Genomic DNA, 17,006 nt, shown 5'->3' on the forward strand with positions numbered 1-17,006 from the left:
TGCACCTCCTTTGCTTCGATTCGGAAGGCCGGCGGGGGTGAAGCCCGGCCAGCACGCGCATTCCGGGATGCCACGGCTTCACCCTATCCTTGACCATAGTCCTTGGGGGGTCAGCTTTCTTTCGACTTCGCATCCGGAGACATGGTTTCCTTGGTCATGTCGTGCGGACAGGCTCCGGTGCGCGTGAAAACCTTTTGATCTGGCTCGATGGCTCGCTAGTATTCAGGCCGTTGCCCGAGAACTTTCTATTGTCTTACTACCCCAATGGGCACTCATGCCCGGATTTCTTTCATGTTCAAAAACAAGAATGCCCTGACGTCCCGCCTCGTCGCAGCATTGGGAATGGCTTCAGATGCACTGCCCGCGCTCGCCGATATCGAGGGGTCCGTCTTTGCCGGTTTCAGGCAGGTGCTCCAAAAGGGCCTGCTGATCTTCGCGCTCATCATCACGATTCTGTTCGCCATGATGTTCTATCAATACCAGCGCTCGGCCGAGGCTGTTCACTCGGTGGAGCATACACGGCAGGTCATCGCCTACATCAATGCGCTGCGCACCTACCTACTCAACCTGGACAACGCGGTCCGCCGGTACGCCGAGTCGCAGAACCGTACCGATCTCGACCCCAGCCTGATCTGCCGTCAATCATCGTGCCCCAGTGCCGGGCAGCTGATCGCCTTGATCGGCAGCGACGCCTCCCAGGCGGCCCGCCTGGCCCCTTTGCCGGCCCTGCAAGCCGCCTTGGAAACCGGGTTCAGCGCGCTGCAGCAAGGCGCGATGGGAGGTACCACCACGGCGTCCGGACAAGAGCTGGGCGGGTTCGACAAATCCGCCATCGAACAGATCCACCGCATCCTGATCGAAGCCGAACGGGAGGAGTTGAATCAGTTGGAAACGCGTGAGGCGGCGCGTGTCCATGGCGAAAGGCTGTCGTCGGCGCTGCTGGGAATCGCCGGATTATGGACAGGCCTGGCATTGTTCGGGCTGTACCGGGAAACCGTCCGCCTGATCCGGGCAGGCATCCATGCCGAGCAGACGATACGGCAACTCAGCCTGCGCGACCCGCTGACGGGGCTTGCCAACCGGCGCTTCCTGCAGGAAAACGAGCGACATCTGATCGCCGGCGCGCGCCGCGCGCGAACGCAGATGGCAGTGCTGGCTGTCGATCTGGACAATTTCAAGGCCGTCAACGACCAGTACGGACATGCCGCAGGCGACACGGTACTCGGAGTGGCGGCCCAGCGGATGAAGAAATTGCTCCGCGAAGCGGATGTGGTCGCCCGTTTCGGCGGAGACGAATTCGTCATCGTGCTGGCCCAGGTCGACGATGCAGAGGCCGCACGCGAGGTGGCACGCCGCGTGGTGGACAGCCTGCGGCAACCTATCCTGCTGACGGGCGGGGCAAGCGCGCACATCGGCGCATCCGTGGGAATCGCCATGTGCTGCGAGGACGGCGACACGCTGGATGCCTTGCTGAAGAAAGCCGACGCCGCACTTTACACCGCGAAACGCGACGGCAAAGGTACGTTCCGCCAGGCCGATGTCCAGCCTGTATAAAGCCATTCGTGCATCGATACCTGGGGCACCAAGTGACGCTTACTTAAGACCACGATGAGTATCCAGTCCAAGCGATCCGGTCTGCAGCCGCTGCTGATCTATGCGAGTTCATGGCCCGCTCACGTATGACGCCGCGCGGAACCTGACATGGTCCGGGCGACTGATTTCCATGAAGCACGGGTATGAGGTTGCCAGCTCGAGCCGGTTTATTTGGTGAGCGCCATGAACAACTGCGGCAGCCGTTCCGGCAGCCGCTCGACGTGGTCGATGACGGTGAACTGGCGGCCGAAGATGTCGCTGACGTATTCGTCGGCCTTGGGGTCGAGGCTGATGCAGTAGGTGAAGATATTGTCGCGATCGAGCTCTTTCACCGCCTGGCGTGCGTCCTCGATCAGCAGGCGCTCGTCGTGGGTATCCACGTCGGACGGCTTGCCGTCGGTGAGGATGAGCATGAGCTTCTTGTCGGCGGAACGCGCGCCGAGGTAGTGGGCGGCGTGGCGCATGGCGGCGCCCATACGGGTGGAATAGCCCGCCTCCATCGCGGCCAGCCGTGCCTTGACGTCGTCGTTGAAGTGCTCGCCGTAGCCCTTGATGTGCAGGTAGCGCACGTCGTGGCGGGTGTTGGAATGGAAGCCGGCGATGGCGAACGGGTCGCCCAGCTTCTCGATCGCCCAGGCCAGCAGCGAGACGGCTTCCTGTGAGAGTTCGAGAATCGTCTGGTCGGAGCCCGCCGCCTTGTCGTTGAGCGACTCCGACAAATCGAGCAGCAGCATCACGGCGATGTCGCGGCCGTCGGTGCGGTGGCTCATGTTGATGCGCGGATCGGGGGTGGCGCCGCCCTTGAAGTCGATCAGCGAACGGATGGCGACGTCGAGGTCGAGCTCGCTGCCCTCTTCCTGGTAGCGGATGCGCACCTTGTCCTGCGGCTTCAGGAGGTCGAGCATCTTCTTCAGCCGCTTGGCGAGCGCGCCGTGCTTGGCGAGCAGGCGGTCGATGTCGGCCGGGTTGCCGCCGGGATGCAAGGCTTCGTACACGCTAGCCCAGTCCGGGCGGTAGGTCTGGCTGCTGCAATCCCACTCGGGATAATGGCGCGGCGGCAGGCCGCGGATTTCCTCGCCCGGTTCGATCTTGCGTTCTTCGTCGAAGACCTCTTCCTCGTCGCCCGCCTCGATGAATTTCCACAGCTGGCGGTTGTCGTCGCGGTAGTCGACTACGGTGTCGTCGAAGTGCACCTTGGCGAACTGGTCGCTCTGGCGGCGGGTCCTGGCGACGTAACTCAGCGCCAGTGCGGCGATTTCCTTCGTGCTGGATGCACCCGCTTCCATGACCGCGTGGAAGCGCTGCACGTAATCGTTGAGGTCGGCGTCCAGATAGCCGTGATCGGGATCGAGCAGCGCGCGCGACAGCATCGCCATGCGGTGACGCAGGCAGGAGGTGGTCTGCGGATCGCAGGCGGTCTCCAAGGGCTTCGGATGCAGCGCAAGGAACAGGCGGCGCAGGCCGGGGTATTCGCGGATCAGCAGCGTCTCGATGCGGCAGTCCTCGAAGAACTCGACCGCCATGCGCTGGAACGGGCTCCAGTTGTCGGCGACCTGCGCCTCGGACCAGCGGCGGTGGCCGACGATGTGGGCGAGCGTGGCGCGGTAGCGGTCGAGGCCGGAGACGTCGCCTGCATCGTCGTACACGTCCGGGAGGCGGATGCCGAGCTTGTCGTAATACGGCACCGGCTTGCGCAGCTCGTCGAACGCGGTGGAGTACGGCACCAGCTGGTCGCTGTCCTGCCACAGGCCGCGCAGGTAGAGGTCGAGCTTGCGCTCGACGTCCACCAACAATGTTCCGTGGCGCTCGCGCTGCAGAACGGCACGGGCGTCGGCCGACTGCAGGCTGAAGTAGTCCTTCTGCCGCTCAGGGTGGGTGCGGTAGTTGCGGATGCCGTATTCGACCCAGTTTTTCAGGCCAGCGAGCGTGAGCTGGCCGAGCAGGTTGGGCGCCTGAGCGAAGAATTCCGGCAGGCCGGGGCTGGGGAAGGTGGTCTGGTGGCCATGGATGGAGCCGGTGGTCCGCGCCTTCAGGTCCAGGGTGATGTCGAGGTAATGCTGCAACAGTCCCTGCGACTGCAGCCGGCGCGCCACCGGCGCGAGCGTCTGCAGGAAGGGCGTGATCGCTTTGCCGTTGGGCGATTTCTGCAAGCGCTGGATCAGCGTCATCACCGCAGGCAACGCTGCCTCGCCCACCGCCTTGGCGGCGGACGGCCACTCCTCCATGAACGCCAGCATCGGCTCGACGCCGCGCCCCAGCTTGCCGATGACGCGTCCCGCTTCGAGGTAGGCATCGATGCCTTCTCGGGTGAGGACGGCGAGCGCCTCGGCCATGACATCCTCGAACACCTCTTCGACCTGCGGAAAGCGGGTGTCGAGCTGCTTCCAGTAGGCAGCCATCAATGGGTGCTGGTATTCGGTTGTGGGGCTCACGCTCGAGACTTATGCAAACGTTGCGTCGATGGCATGATCGAGCGTCTCGCGGATGTCGGCGTCGTCGGTGATCGGACGCACCAGCGCCATGCGGCAGGCGTCGCGCGGTTCCACGCCGTCCTTGATCAGGGTCGCTGCGTACACCAGCAGGCGGGTGGAGATGCCTTCGTCGAGGCCGTGCCCCTTGAGGCTGCGGGCGACGCTGCCGATCTTCACCAGCTGCGCGGCCACGGCTGCGTCCATGCCGGTTTCCTTCGCCACGATCTGCGCTTCCAGCGCGGCATCGGGATAGTCGAAGTCGAAGGCGGTGAAGCGCTGCTTGGTCGACTGCTTGAGGTCCTTCATCAGCGTCTGGTAGCCGGGGTTGTAGGAGATCACCAGCTGGAAATCGGGGTGGGCGTGGATCAGCTCGCCCTTCTTGTCGAGCGGCAGGGTGCGGCGGTGGTCGGTCAGCGGATGGATCACCACGGTGGTGTCCTGGCGCGCTTCGACAATCTCATCGAGGTAGCAGATGGCGCCGATGCGCGCGGCGGTGGTGAGCGGGCCGTCGAGCCAGCGGGTGCCGTTGGCTTCCAATAAATACCGCCCAACCAGATCGCTGGCGGTCATGTCCTCGTTGCAGGCCACGGTGATCAGCGGCTTGCCGAGCTTCCACGCCATGTATTCGACGAAGCGCGATTTCCCGCAGCCGGTCGGCCCTTTCACCATCACCGGCAGGCGGTTGCGGTAGGCGGCCTCGTACAGCGCGACTTCATTCTTCTGCTGCTGGTAGAAGGGTTCCTGCTCAACCTTGTACTGGTCTTTGTTCGTCATCGTTATTCCTCGCTACGGAAGAAAAAACGCCCCCAGCAAGCCGGGGGCGTGTAGCGCGGGAGGGTTTTCGGCGGCTAGGAGATCGCTTCAAACCGGTCCCGCGTGGGGACGAGATTCCATCCCCGCTTGCTTATTTGTGCACGCCGAGCTTTTCGCGCCAGCCCGGGAACAGCTTGTCGGCATCGCCCGGGAAGGACTCGAACGCACGGGCGAATTCCTTGTGCTCCTTGGCGAACTCGATCGGATCGGCGCCCGACTTCCAGCACTCGTACGACTGGCGCAGGGAGATCGCACCGGCCGCCGGGCTGTCGATGTGGCCGTAGGAGCCGCCGCCGGAGGTGTTGATGACGTTGCCGTGGCCCAGGTTCTCGAAGAAGCCGGGCAGACGCAATGCGTTCATGCCGCCGGAGATGATCGGGGTGGTGGGCTTCATGCCGTACCACTTCTGGAAGTAGACCGGGCCCTGGCACTCGTCGCGCTCGATCATGTAGGCGATGCCCTTGTCGGTGGCGTCGCCTTCCATCTTGCCGTAGCCCATGGTACCGACGTGGATGCCGGACGCACCCTGCAGGCGCGAGATCTTGGCCAGCACGAACGCGGTATAGCCACGCTTGGCAGACGGCGAGGTGATCATGCCGTGGCCGGCGCGGTGGTAGTGCAGGTACTGGTTGGGGTACTGACGGCGGGCAGTGGTGATCATGCCGGGGCCGCCGACGAAACCGTCGACCAGGAAGGCCAGCTTGTCGGCGTCGGGGCCGAAGGTTTCCAGCGCGAAGTCGGCGCGGGCGCACATTTCGTAGTGGTCGTCGGCAGTGATGTTCATCGAGAACAGCTTGGCCTGGCCGGTTTCGTCCTGGGCGCGCTTCATCGCGTCATACACGAGGGGGATGGTCTTCTTCAGCGGCGAGAACACCTGGTTGCCCTGAGGTTCGTCGTTCTTGATGAAGTCGCCGCCCAGCCAGAACTGGTAGGCTGCATTGGCGAAGGGTTCGGGACGCAGGCCCAGCTTCGGCTTGATGATGGTGCCCGCGATGTAGCCGCCGTTCTGGATCGGACGACCCAGGATGCGCCACAGGTCGGAGATGTCTTTGGAGGGACCGTCGAACAGCTGGATGGCACGCTCGGGGAAATAGATGTCGATCATCTTGGCGTGCTCGATGTCGCCCATGCCCTGGTTGTTGCCGATGGCAAGCGTCAGGAACGAGACGATCATCATGCGGCCGTCGGTCACGTTGCGGTCGAACAGGTCCAGCGGATAGGCGATCCGCATGTCTTCGGTGGCTTCGTCGATCAGGTAAACCAGCGCGTCGACGCCCTTGGTGAACTCGTCGGTGGTGGACACTTCGACGTTGGTGCCGGTCGAAGACTCGGCGGCGAAGTGCGCGGCAGCTTCGAGGTAGCCATGGCCGGCCTTGGGCTTCATCTTGTAGGCGACGAGGATGTGCTTGCCACCCTTGATCAGGTCTTCCTCTTTCAGGGAGAGGTCGGCGTAACGTGCGGATTGATCCATTGCTTGGCTCCTGCGGTAGATGAACAAGGCTTCAAGGCTTATGCCCCTGAAACCGACAGGGGCGGACTATACGCAGAGGCTTATATAATTAAAATTCAATAGTTCTGATAAAAACCATATCTTTAAACTTATACATATATGCGCCGCCTGACACTTCGCCAATTCAGGGTGTTTGAAGCAGTCGCCCGTCATCTGTCGTTTTCGCGGGCGGCCGAGGAGCTGCATCTGTCCCAGCCCGCCGTCTCCATGCAGGTGAAGGGCATCGAGGCCATCCTGGGTGTCCCGCTCACCGAACAGCTGGGAAAAAAGATTTTCCTCACCGACGCCTGCCTCGAGGTGCTGCATGCCAGCCAGGCGATCACCGCCCGCCTCGACGACCTGCAGTACAACCTTGCGCAGTTGCGGAGCGTCGACACGGGTCGTCTCAACATGGCCGCGACCTCGACGGTGAACGCCGTCGCCACCGATATCCTCGCCCGCTTCCGCGGCCACCATCCCGGGGTGGCGATCCATCTGGACGTCTCCAACCGGGCGGCCGTGCTGGACCAGCTCGTCGGCAACCGCATCGATCTCGCCATCATGGGCCAGGTGCCGGACGGGCTCGGTCTGGAAGCCACCCGTTTCCTGGATAACCCGCTGGTCGTCATCGCCCCGCCTGACCACCCGTTGGTCGGCAAGAAGAAAATTTCCGTGCGCGACCTGGCGTCCGAATCCTTCCTGGTGCGCGAAGCGGGTTCCGGCACGCGCGGCGCGATGGAGCGCTTCTTTGCCGCCCGCGGGCTGGAAATCCAAAGCAGCATGGAAATGAGCAGCAACGAAGCGATCAAGCAGGCGGTGCAGGCCGGCCTCGGCCTGGGCATCCTGTCGCTGCAGACGCTGGAGATGGAACTGGCGCTCAAACGGCTGGCGGTGCTCGCGGTCGAGGGCTTTCCCATCATGCGCCACTGGTACGTCGTGCATCGCACCGACAAGCGGCTGTCGCCCGTGGCGCAGGCATTCAAGACCTTCGTGCTGGGACCGGCGAATTCACCTGTCTAAACGACACTCGGCTAGAATTACCTCAGTCGGGGTACCAGCCCCCGGCGTCAGGATGCTCGCATCCGCAAGACGGTGTCCCGTCCAAGACTGGTTCTTATCCTTTGACCTGGAGCCTATTGCTTGGACACCGCACACGCTAGCCGACCCGCGCCCGTCACCCTGGGCACATCCTTCAAATACTGGCTCAAGCTCGGCTTCATCAGCTTCGGCGGTCCCGCCGGCCAGATTGCGATCATGCACCACGAACTGGTGGACAAGCGCCGCTGGATTTCCGAGCAACGCTATCTGCACGCCCTCAACTACTGCATGCTGCTGCCCGGACCCGAGGCAACCCAATTGGCGATCTACATCAGCTGGCTGATGCACGGCATCCGAGGCGGCGTGATCGCGGGCGTACTGTTCTTTCTGCCGTCCTTTCTGCTGCTGTCAGGGCTCGCCGGCCTGTATCTCGCCTACGGCACGCTACCGCTGGTGCAAGGGGTGTTCTACGGCATCCGGCCCGCGGTGGTGGCGATCGTACTCTTCGCCGCGTGGCGCATCGGCAGCCGCGCCCTGAGAAACGACCTACTGTGGGGCATGGCGGCGCTGGCGTTCGCCGGCATTTTCGTTTTCAACGTCGCATTTCCGTGGATCGTGCTGGCCGCCGGCCTGCTCGGCGCCCTGGGCGGCAAACTCGCGCCACACAAGTTCAGGACAGGCGGGGGCCACGGCACCCGCCACGCACAGGCCGGGCCGGCGATCATCGACGACGATACCCCGCCGCCGGCACACGCGCGCTTCAGCTGGCGCAGGTTCGCGCTCACACTCGCTGCCTTCGTACTGATCTGGCTGGGTGCGATGGGCACACTCCTGGGCATGCCCGCTCTCCAGGCCATGGGCGCGTTCTTCACCAAGGCGGCCTTCCTCACCATCGGCGGCGCCTATGCGGTGCTGCCCTACGTCTACCAGGGTGGGGTCGAGCATTTCCACTGGCTCACCGGCCCACAAATGATGGATGGCCTGGCACTGGGCGAGACCACGCCCGGCCCGCTGATCATGATCGTCACCTGGATCGGTTATCTCGGCGGCGTCTCCGGCCAAGTGTTCAGCAACCCGGTCGCGGCCGGACTGGCAGGAGCAGCGGTCGCAACTTTCTTCACTTTCCTGCCGTCCTTCCTGTTCATCCTGGTGGGCGGCCCACTGGTCGAAGCCACCCGCGACGAACTGGCCTTCACCGCGCCGCTCACCGGCATCACCGCGGCCGTAGTGGGCGTCATCCTCAACCTCGCGGTATTCTTCGCCTGGCATGCCTTCTGGCCGCACGCCACGGCAGACGCGCCGTTCGCCGGCGGTTTCGACGAACTCCCCATCATCGTCGCCGTGGCCGCGTTCATCGCGCTGTCGCGATACAAGGCTGGCATCATGCCGGTGATCGGCGTATGCGCCCTGCTCGGGCTGGCTTATTCGTTTTTCATGTGAGGATCGTATGGAACCCGTTGCTCAACCCCTGAAACGCTGTGGATGCGGCAGTCCGACCGACAAATGCCCGGACCTGCCGCGCACCATCCAGCCTGCCAAGGTTAATCCCGACAACACGCTGGTGTTCGACGTGCGGCGCGAGGCCGATTACGCCGCGTCAAACGAGATCATCCCGGGTGCGCTGTGGAAAAATCCGGACAAGATCGACGCCTGGATCGGCGCCCTACCGCTCACGCAGGACGTGGTGATCTATTGCGTGCGCGGCGGCGCAGTGTCCAATAACGTGGTCGATCGGCTGCAGGCTGCGGGCGTCAAGGCGCGCTTCATCGAGGGAGGCCTCGAGGCATACAAGGCGGCCGGCGGGAAAATCGCCCACAAGTAAGCCCCTGCCCGGAGCGAGTAGTTGACTAATTTGCTCGGTTATTCTATTGTGCGTCATCGCAATTAATTAATTATTTACTGCAAGGACTGCATCATGGAACGCGAAATCAACGGCAAAATGGTCGAGACCGACCCCGAAGGCTATCTGGTCAACCTGGAAGACTGGTCCGAGGAACTGGCAGTCGAGCTGGCCAAGGAAGACAAGCTGGAGTTGGGTGAAAACCACTGGAAGATCATCCACTACATGCGTGACTTCTTCGCCCAGAACGGCACCGCTCCCAACTTGCGCTTCCTGCAGAAGGGCCTGAAAGAAGAATTCGGCCCGGAATGGGGCGAGAAGAAATTCCTGTTCGACCTGTTCCCGTTCGGCCCAGCCAAACAGGCTGGCCGCTACGCCGGCACCCCGAAGCCGACCGGCTGCGTTTAAGTTCTAGTCAGCTCGTCAAAAGCCCCGCTCTGCGGGGCTTTTTTTCGGCTGTTCAGGGATGGCTGCGGAACATGAAGTACACCGCCCCCACCATGCACAGTGCCGCCCACAGGAAATCCCACTTCAATTCCACTTTCATGTACAGCACAGCGAACGGCATGAATACCGCCAGCGCAATCACCTCCTGCATGATCTTCAGCTGCGGCAGACTCATCACGGTGTAGCCGATACGGTTGGCCGGCACTTGCAGCAGATATTCGAACAGGGCGATGCCCCAACTGGCAAAAGCGGCGATCATCCAGGGCTTGTTGTTCATGTCCTTCAGGTGCGCATACCAGGCGAAGGTCATGAAGACATTGGAAAAGGTGAGCAGGATTAGGGTTTGCAGGGAGGCGGGCATGATCGACGTCCGGAATCGCACGGCGCCATTGTAGGGAATCCGCACGCCGTCAGGCTGTTAAAATGCGGCCTTTCGCATTGCAAGGGTCAGCATGATGAACGCGCCTCAGGTGGGTGTGGTGATGGGGTCTTCCAGCGATTGGGAAGTCATGAAACATGCGGCGATGCTGCTGAAGCAATTGGGCATCCACTTCGAAGCCAAGGTGGTGTCCGCGCACCGCACGCCGGACCTGCTGTTCGAGTATGCCGCCAGCGCCGAGGCGCGCGGGCTCAAGGCCATCATCGCCGGGGCGGGCGGTGCGGCCCATCTGCCTGGCATGATCGCATCCAAGACCATCGTCCCGGTGCTGGGCGTGCCGGTGCCGTCGAAATACCTCAAGGGCATGGATTCGCTGCTGTCCATCGTACAAATGCCGAAAGGCATTCCGGTCGCCACCTTCGCCATCGGCGAGGCGGGCGCGGCCAACGCGGCGCTGTTTGCCGCCTCGCTGATCGCCCGTTACGACGACGCTCTGGCGACCCGGCTCAACGAATTCCGCCGTAGCCAGTCGGACACGGTGATGGCGATGGACCTGCCCGATGTCGAGTAAACCGCTGCCCATCCTGCCCGGCGCGACGCTGGGGATCCTCGGCGGCGGCCAGCTCGGCCGCATGTTCACCATCGCCGCGCGCACCATGGGCTACAAGGTCATGGTGCTCGACCCCGATGCTGCCAGCCCCGCTGGTCAGATGGCTGATGTGCACCTACGGGCAGACTATGCCGACCATGAGGCGTTGAAGCGGCTTGGCGAAGCCTGCGCCGCCGTCACCACTGAATTCGAGAATGTCCCCGCCGCGAGCCTGATCGAACTGGCGAATCATTGCCGGGTATCGCCCGGCGCCGACGCCGTCGCCATCGTGCAGGACCGCAGCCACGAGAAATCCTGGCTCGCCCAGAACGGCTTCGCCACCGCGCCGTTCGCGCTGGTCTACAGCGAGGGGGACCTCGATGCCGGCATGGCCGACGTGGGGGCGCCCGCACTGCTCAAGGTCGCGCGCTTCGGCTACGACGGCAAGGGCCAGGCCCGCGTCAACACACGCGAGGAAGCGCGCGCCGCGTTCCGCGAATTCGACGGCCAGCCCTGCGTTCTGGAAGGCTTCGTCAAGCTGGAACGCGAGGTGTCGGTGGTACTCGCCCGCAGCGATGCCGGCAAATGCGCACTGTTCCCGGTGGCCGAAAACCGCCACGAGAACGGCATTCTCGACGTCTCCATCGTCCCCGCCCGCGTGCCGGAGAGTCTGGCGCACCAGGCATGCGAGATGGCGCGCGACGTGGCCAACAAGCTCGGCTACGTCGGCGTGATGGCGGTCGAGTTCTTCGTCGCCGACGGCCGCCTGATGGTCAACGAAATCGCGCCGCGCCCGCACAACTCCGGCCACTACACGCTCGACGCCTGCGTCACCGACCAGTTCGAGCAGCAGGTACGCGCCCTGTGCGGCCTGCCGCTGGGCGACACCCGACTGCTGTCGCCGGTGGCGATGGTCAACATCCTCGGCGACCGCTGGCAGGACGGCGGGCCGCACTGGAACACGCTGCTGTCGCATCCCAACATCAAGCTGCATCTGTACGGCAAGCAGACTGCCCGACCGGGCCGCAAAATGGGCCATTTCAACGTACTGGATGCCGATGCGGGCGCCGCGTTGCAACTGGCCGAACAGATGCGCGATGCGCTGTAGCGCGCTCACCTGTCGCCACTTTCGTCGGGCGTTTGCGCTGCTGCTCGCCGGCGGTGCAGCCGCCGTGGAAGCGGCGCAGCCGACCCTGCACATCGGCCCGCACGCCTTCCAGATCGAAATCGCGGACACGCCGCGCGAGCGTGCGCAGGGCCTGACCGGGCGCTCCTACCTGCCCGCCGATAACGGCATGCTGTTCGTATTCGACCGGCCGGGACGCTATTGCTTCTGGATGCGCGACACGCCGCTGCCACTGTCGATCGCCTTCATCGACGCGACGGGCCGCATCGCCAGCCTCGCCGACATGCAGCCACGCACCGAGACACGGCACTGCCCGAGCGTCGACGTGCGCTATGCGCTGGAAGTGTGGCAGGGCGAATTCCAGAAGCGCGGGATCACGCCGCGCATGCGGGTGGACGGCTTGCCGAAATAGGGCGTGCTAGGGTGCGATCGACCGCACCCGGAGCTCCATCTCGCGGCCCGCGTCGTCGCTACGCAGCACGCGCACCGGCAGGTAGTGGCGATCGATTGCCAGCCAGGCCTCGAAACGGCCGTCGTCATCGGCCACCCGCGCAATATGCAGGGTACGCAACGTACCCAGCGCAGTATCCAGCATGTCCTCGCCGCGTACTTCGTAGGTGTAGTCACGCAGTTTCTTTCCGTTGAACACCTGGTAAGTCAGCCGTTGTCCGTCGGGCGGCGGCGCCGTCAGCGCAAACTGGAAGAACAGACTCAATACATCCTGTACTTCGCCCCGATAGGCAAAGTGGCGCGGCGCCCCCTTCTCCGGCATCAGCGTGAGCTGGCCCTGCGTGGAATCAAAACGCGCGCTGCTGTATTTGTCGCCGCGTTGATCCCAGAACTCCCTGGGCTGCAAACCGCGCGGCGTGATACGGCCGCGGCTGGTCTGCACGAAGCGCCCCCGGTAGAACAGACCGGTCAGGCCGGTCGCCCCCACCACGCTGGTCAGCGTGTAGTGCTCCCCGTCGTTCACCCACACCAGGGTCTGTTCGCCCGATGCCAGCCCGTAGCGCACCTCGAACCGCAGGTCGATGCGCGGCGGCAAGGGGTTCAGAGGGACAGGCGGAGCAACGGCGGGTTCGACAGGTGGCGGAGCCGGAACAGTGGGCGGCGCCGTGAAAGCTGGCGCGGAATCGGCAACGACGGAAGCGGCGGGCGCTTCAGGTGCGGCCGCCTCGACAGGCGGTTCGGCTGGGGGCGCTCTAGGAAGCGGCGACGGAGGCGGTACAGCCGGCCGGAGGACTGCCGGTTTTTGCGCAGGCCGGGGGCGAGGGGAAGGCGAAACGGCTGCAGCGACCGGCACAGGGGCCGGAACCAGTTTCACGTCGATCGCCGCCGGCTCGGGAGGCGCAGACTCGTACGGAAGTCGCCATTCCAGCCCGCCCAGCAGGCCGCCATGCAAGAGCAGCGAGATGGCCAGCGCCCACCACCACAGGCGAACGCGGCGCCCCACCCGCTCAGCCTTTGACGCTGGCGCGTACCAGGCGCTGTTCGATCGTGACGCCGTCCTCGCTGACGCGGATTTGCACCGGCAGATTGTTGCGTGCCGGCGCCACCCACACCGTGACGGCCTTTTCGTCGGGTTTCTGCGTGATGCGTTGATACTGCTGGGTCGCCACCGCGCCCAGTGGCGTCTGGATGGACCCGCCATCGCTGCGCATGTAATGGTAGTCGTTGAGATCGCGACCGCTCACGACCTGCAGGATGTAATCGGTTGGCAGGCCGGGCGCGAACATGAACTGATAGAGCTGGGACAACTGGTCCTGCGCCCCGTCCTGCAAGCCATCCACCCGCCGCGACTCACCTTTGTACTGGTACGTGATATTGCGCTGCTTCCAATCGAGCCGGGCCGTCGCCAGCTTGTTGGGGGCGTCGCTGCGAGCGTGCTGAAACTGCATGGGCCGCAGGCCTTTCGGCGTCACCACCCCCGTGCTTTCCAGGTGGATATTGCCCGGCCACAGCATTTGGAGCGGGCCGCTGGCGCGGGTTTCGCTGGTCAGTACATAGCGGGTGCCGTTGCGGGTGAAGGTGTCGGTCACCTGGCCGAGCTTGATGCCGTTGCGGTAGAGGTCGTACACCACGTTCATCTGGGACGGGCCTGCCGCCTGGGCAGATCCCGCAACCAGCGCGGCAGCGAGCAGGATGGTCTTGAGCATGGTCACGTTCCGGGTGATAACACAGACTGTGACGCCAAATCGTCCTTCAAGTTTACGTGGCCATGAACATTGATCAGCCGGCCCTCGGCAAACCAGCGGATGGCCTGGGGATAGATGCGATGCTCCTGTGCCAGCACCCGCGCCGCGAGCGTGTCCGGCGTGTCGTCAGCGCGCACCGGCACTGCCGCCTGGGCGACAATCGGGCCGTGATCCAGGTCGGCGGTGACGAAATGTACCGTGCAGCCGTGGATTTTCACGCCTTCGGCGAGCGCGCGCTCGTGCGTCTTCAGCCCCGGAAACATGGGCAGCAGCGACGGATGGATATTCAGCAGTCGGCCCTCGAAACGCGCGATGAAAGCCGGGCTGAGGATGCGCATGTAGCCGGCCAGCACCACCAGGTCGGGGCGGTGGCACTCGATTTCATCGGCCAGCAAGGCATCGAAGGCCGCACGGTCCGGGTACTGCGTATGATCGAGCGCGACGGTGGGGATGCCTTGCGAGCGGGCATATGCCAGCCCTGCCGCCTGTGGCCGGTTGCTGATGACGGCCGCGATGTCGATCGGTAGCTGCGCCTCGATCATTGCCTGAAAGTTGCTGCCACGCCCGGACAGCAGCACGACGACGCGGATAGGGCGGGCTAACACCAATTTCGCACCTGCGACGAGGCCGATTCGGGATGCAGCCCGCGAAGCGAGACGCGTCGCAGTGCAGCCACTGCAAGCGGCTCGCGACAAAGAGATGCGCCCGAAGCGGCCCTGTCCCTCCGGGTTGCCGCGGGAAAGCGCGTCTGCGGCGTTGTGGCGCTTGGCAAGGGAATGGCTCTTGCTTGCGCGCCACGCCTTGCATCCATCGCTTTTCCGCGGCAACGCAGGCGTGAAATTGGTGTTAGCCCGCCCTCATTCACGAATAGATCACCTGCTCCGCGCCGTCCGGGCGCGCGACGATTTCGCCGATCTGCCACACAGTTTCGCCGCTAGCCTGCAAATGCGCCATCGCGGCAGCGGCGTCAGATGCGGAAACGACCACACACATGCCGATACCGCAGTTGAAGGTGCGCAGCATTTCGGCTGGCTCGACGTTGCCGGCCTGCTGCAGCCAGTCGAACAGCGGGGGCCGCGTCCAACTTGCCTGATCCAGCTTTGCCGCCACCCCATCCGGCAGGCAGCGCGGCAGGTTGCCGGTGATGCCGCCGCCGGTGATGTGGGCCATACCCTTGACGTCGAGCTTCGCCATCAGCGCCAGCAGCGGCTTGACGTAGATGCGCGTCGGCGCCATCACGGCGTCGGCAAACGGGCGGCCATGGAAGTCCGATTTCAAGCCGATGTGGCTGAGGTCGATCAGCTTGCGGATCAGCGAGTAGCCATTGGAATGCGCGCCGCTGGACGCGAGCCCCAGCACCACGTCGCCCGGCACGATGGACCGGCCGCCGATGACCTTCGACTTTTCGACCACGCCGACGGCGAAACCGGCAAGGTCGTATTCGCCTTCCGCATACATGCCGGGCATCTCCGCGGTCTCGCCACCGATCAGCGCGCAGCCGGCCTGCTCGCAGCCGGTCGCAATGCCGGCGATCACCGCCTCGGCGGTATCGAGCGTGAGCTTGCCACAGGCGAAGTAGTCGAGGAAGAACAGCGGTTCGGCGCCCTGCACCAGGATGTCGTTGACGCTCATCGCGACAAGGTCGATGCCGACGGTATCGTGGCGGTTGAGTTCAAACGCCAGTTTCAGTTTGGTGCCGACGCCGTCGGTGCCGGAGACCAGCACTGGTTCCTGGTATTTCTTGGAAATCTCGACCAACGCGCCGAAACCGCCGATGCCGGCCAGGACTTCGGGGCGCATGGTGCGCCTGGCCAGTGGCTTGATGCGCTCGACCAGTGCATCGCCGGCGTCGATATCGACGCCGGCATCTTTATAGGAAATGGAAGACACGCCCGGCTCCAGAATCAAAAAGTGCGCTATTTTACCGCCTATGCACACGATCCGACGCCCGGGCTTCCCCGGTAACACTCCCTGGCTTGCCTTTGCGGTCCTGCTCGTCTCGGGCGGACTGATCTACTTGTTGGGACCCATCCTGACGCCGTTCCTCGCAGGCGCCTTGCTGGCTTATATCTTCGACCCGCTGGTCGACCGGCTGGAAACACATGGACTGTCGCGCACGACCGGCACGGCGATCGTCATCGTTCTGGCAGGGCTAGGGGTGTCAGCCCTATTGCTGGTGGCGCTGCCGCTGTTCGAGGGACAATTCGCCGAACTGAGCCAGCGCGTGCCTGCTGCGCTCGACATGCTGCGGACCCGCTTCCTGCCGTGGCTGCAGCAGACCTTAGGCATCGGCATCGATTTCAACCTGGCCGCGCTGAAGACCTGGCTCACCGAAAAAGCCACCCAGAGCGGGACTTCGTGGCTTCCCTCCCTGCAAACCGGCGCCCTTGCCATCGTCGGCGTGCTGGTTAATCTGCTGCTGATCCCCGTCGTGATGTTTTATCTCCTGCGGGACTGGGACGTCATGGTGGCGCGGATCGCGACCCTGGCACCGCGTCGCTGGCTGGGGACCGTCACCCGCGTTGCCTGCGACATGGACACGGTAGTCGGCGAATTCCTGCGCGGCCAGCTGGCGGTGATGGCGACCCTGTCGCTTTATTACGCCCTTGCGCTGTGGGCGGCGGGGCTCGATTACGCATTGCCGATCGGCATCCTTACCGGCGTGCTGTCCTTCGTGCCGTTCCTCGGCTTCGGCCTTGGCGTGATCCTGGCGCTGCTGGTGGCCCTGCTGCAATTCACCGACTGGACCGGCGTAGCCTGGGTGGCAGGTATCTACCTCGCGGGGCAGGTACTGGAAAGCTATGTCATCACCCCGCGCCTGGTCGGCAAGCGCGTCGGCCTGCATCCGGTGGCAGTCATCTTCGCCTTAGCGGCATTCGGCCAGTTGTTCGGCTTCGTCGGCGTGCTGCTGGCAGTACCGCTGGCGGCAATCCTGTTGGTGGCGCTGCGCGAATTGCGCGGCGTATACGAAGCCAGCGACTTCTATGCCGGCAGCTATAATGCCGGCTCTTTCGATTCCGCTTCGT

16 protein-coding genes and 1 pseudogene are annotated in these 17,006 nt (G+C 64.0%); 9 read left to right on the forward strand and 8 right to left on the reverse strand.

Annotated features, from left to right (window positions below; translation table 11 throughout):
* Positions 1–291: 291 nt before the first annotated feature.
* On the forward strand, positions 292–1,554 hold the full coding sequence (locus B058_RS0105040) for a diguanylate cyclase (protein ID WP_018507395.1): 1,263 nt from the start codon (positions 292–294) through the stop codon (positions 1,552–1,554).
* Positions 1,555–1,760: 206 nt separating this feature from the next.
* Here the strand turns inward: B058_RS0105040 and B058_RS0105045 are convergent, their stop codons facing one another.
* From B058_RS0105045 to B058_RS0105055, 3 genes are all read right to left on the reverse strand, one after another.
* On the reverse strand, positions 1,761–3,992 hold the full coding sequence (locus B058_RS0105045; protein ID WP_018507396.1) for a nitric oxide reductase activation protein NorD: 2,232 nt from the start codon (positions 3,990–3,992) through the stop codon (positions 1,761–1,763).
* 42 nt (positions 3,993–4,034) lie between these two features.
* On the reverse strand, positions 4,035–4,838 hold the full coding sequence (locus B058_RS0105050; protein WP_018507397.1) for a CbbQ/NirQ/NorQ/GpvN family protein: 804 nt from the start codon (positions 4,836–4,838) through the stop codon (positions 4,035–4,037).
* Positions 4,839–4,968: 130 nt separating this feature from the next.
* Positions 4,969–6,348 carry a ribulose-bisphosphate carboxylase gene (locus tag B058_RS0105055; protein ID WP_018507398.1) on the reverse strand — a complete coding sequence of 460 codons (1,380 nt, stop codon included), beginning with the start codon at positions 6,346–6,348 and terminating at the stop codon, positions 4,969–4,971.
* 138 nt (positions 6,349–6,486) lie between these two features.
* On the opposite strand from B058_RS0105055, the gene B058_RS0105060 reads away from it, so the two are divergent.
* The 4 genes from B058_RS0105060 to B058_RS0105075 all read left to right on the forward strand — a co-directional run bounded on the left by B058_RS0105060 (position 6,487) and on the right by B058_RS0105075 (position 9,652).
* Positions 6,487–7,386 carry a LysR family transcriptional regulator gene (locus B058_RS0105060; protein WP_018507399.1) on the forward strand — a complete coding sequence of 300 codons (900 nt, stop codon included), beginning with the start codon at positions 6,487–6,489 and terminating at the stop codon, positions 7,384–7,386.
* 120 nt (positions 7,387–7,506) lie between these two features.
* Positions 7,507–8,844, forward strand: coding sequence for a chromate efflux transporter (gene chrA / locus B058_RS0105065; RefSeq protein ID WP_018507400.1), 1,338 nt, complete (start codon positions 7,507–7,509; stop codon positions 8,842–8,844).
* A 7-nt stretch (positions 8,845–8,851) separates the two neighbouring features.
* Positions 8,852–9,226: a rhodanese-like domain-containing protein gene (locus B058_RS0105070; RefSeq protein ID WP_018507401.1), complete on the forward strand. Its 375-nt coding sequence runs from the start codon at positions 8,852–8,854 to the stop codon at positions 9,224–9,226.
* A 93-nt stretch (positions 9,227–9,319) separates the two neighbouring features.
* A complete protein-coding gene (locus tag B058_RS0105075; protein ID WP_018507402.1) occupies positions 9,320–9,652 on the forward strand; it encodes a TusE/DsrC/DsvC family sulfur relay protein in 333 nt (110 codons plus the stop codon).
* A gap of 52 nt (positions 9,653–9,704) precedes the next feature.
* On the opposite strand, the gene B058_RS0105080 is transcribed toward B058_RS0105075, so the two are convergent.
* Positions 9,705–10,052 carry a DMT family protein gene (locus B058_RS0105080; RefSeq protein WP_018507403.1) on the reverse strand — a complete coding sequence of 116 codons (348 nt, stop codon included), beginning with the start codon at positions 10,050–10,052 and terminating at the stop codon, positions 9,705–9,707.
* 91 nt (positions 10,053–10,143) lie between these two features.
* Here B058_RS0105080 and purE point away from each other — a divergent pair, with 91 nt between their 5' ends.
* From purE to B058_RS0105095, 3 genes are read left to right on the forward strand one after another with little or no spacing between them, the layout of a single operon-like run.
* The gene (gene purE, locus B058_RS0105085) at positions 10,144–10,641 is read left to right on the forward strand and encodes a 5-(carboxyamino)imidazole ribonucleotide mutase (RefSeq protein ID WP_018507404.1); all 498 of its coding nucleotides are present in this window, start codon (positions 10,144–10,146) and stop codon (positions 10,639–10,641) included.
* Positions 10,631–11,767 carry a 5-(carboxyamino)imidazole ribonucleotide synthase gene (locus tag B058_RS0105090; protein WP_018507405.1) on the forward strand — a complete coding sequence of 379 codons (1,137 nt, stop codon included), beginning with the start codon at positions 10,631–10,633 and terminating at the stop codon, positions 11,765–11,767. The genes purE and B058_RS0105090 overlap by 11 nt, the downstream gene beginning before the upstream one ends.
* Positions 11,757–12,197, forward strand: coding sequence for a DUF192 domain-containing protein (locus B058_RS0105095; protein ID WP_018507406.1), 441 nt, complete (start codon positions 11,757–11,759; stop codon positions 12,195–12,197). The genes B058_RS0105090 and B058_RS0105095 overlap by 11 nt, the downstream gene beginning before the upstream one ends.
* Before the next feature lie 6 nt (positions 12,198–12,203).
* Here the strand turns inward: B058_RS0105095 and B058_RS18545 are convergent, their stop codons facing one another.
* The 4 genes from B058_RS18545 to purM form a co-directional block, all read right to left on the reverse strand.
* Positions 12,204–12,830 (reverse strand): DUF3108 domain-containing protein, encoded by a 627-nt coding sequence (locus tag B058_RS18545; protein WP_018507407.1) that lies wholly within the window; start codon positions 12,828–12,830, stop codon positions 12,204–12,206.
* A gap of 412 nt (positions 12,831–13,242) precedes the next feature.
* Positions 13,243–13,941 carry a DUF3108 domain-containing protein gene (locus tag B058_RS0105105; RefSeq protein WP_018507408.1) on the reverse strand — a complete coding sequence of 233 codons (699 nt, stop codon included), beginning with the start codon at positions 13,939–13,941 and terminating at the stop codon, positions 13,243–13,245.
* Between the two features lie 2 nt (positions 13,942–13,943).
* Entirely contained in the window at positions 13,944–14,585 is a 642-nt protein-coding gene (gene purN, locus B058_RS0105110) for a phosphoribosylglycinamide formyltransferase (protein ID WP_281166661.1), read from the reverse strand.
* Between the two features lie 256 nt (positions 14,586–14,841).
* Positions 14,842–15,870, reverse strand: a complete 1,029-nt coding sequence (purM, locus tag B058_RS0105115; RefSeq protein WP_018507410.1) for a phosphoribosylformylglycinamidine cyclo-ligase — start codon at positions 15,868–15,870, stop codon at positions 14,842–14,844.
* A gap of 40 nt (positions 15,871–15,910) precedes the next feature.
* On the opposite strand from purM, the pseudogene B058_RS18320 reads away from it, so the two are divergent.
* Positions 15,911–16,924: pseudogene (locus B058_RS18320) on the forward strand (AI-2E family transporter); the annotation flags it as partial.
* Positions 16,925–17,006: the final 82 nt, after the last annotated feature.

The organism is Thiobacillus thioparus DSM 505, from assembly GCF_000373385.1.
Lineage (GTDB): Bacteria > Pseudomonadota > Gammaproteobacteria > Burkholderiales > Thiobacillaceae > Thiobacillus > Thiobacillus thioparus.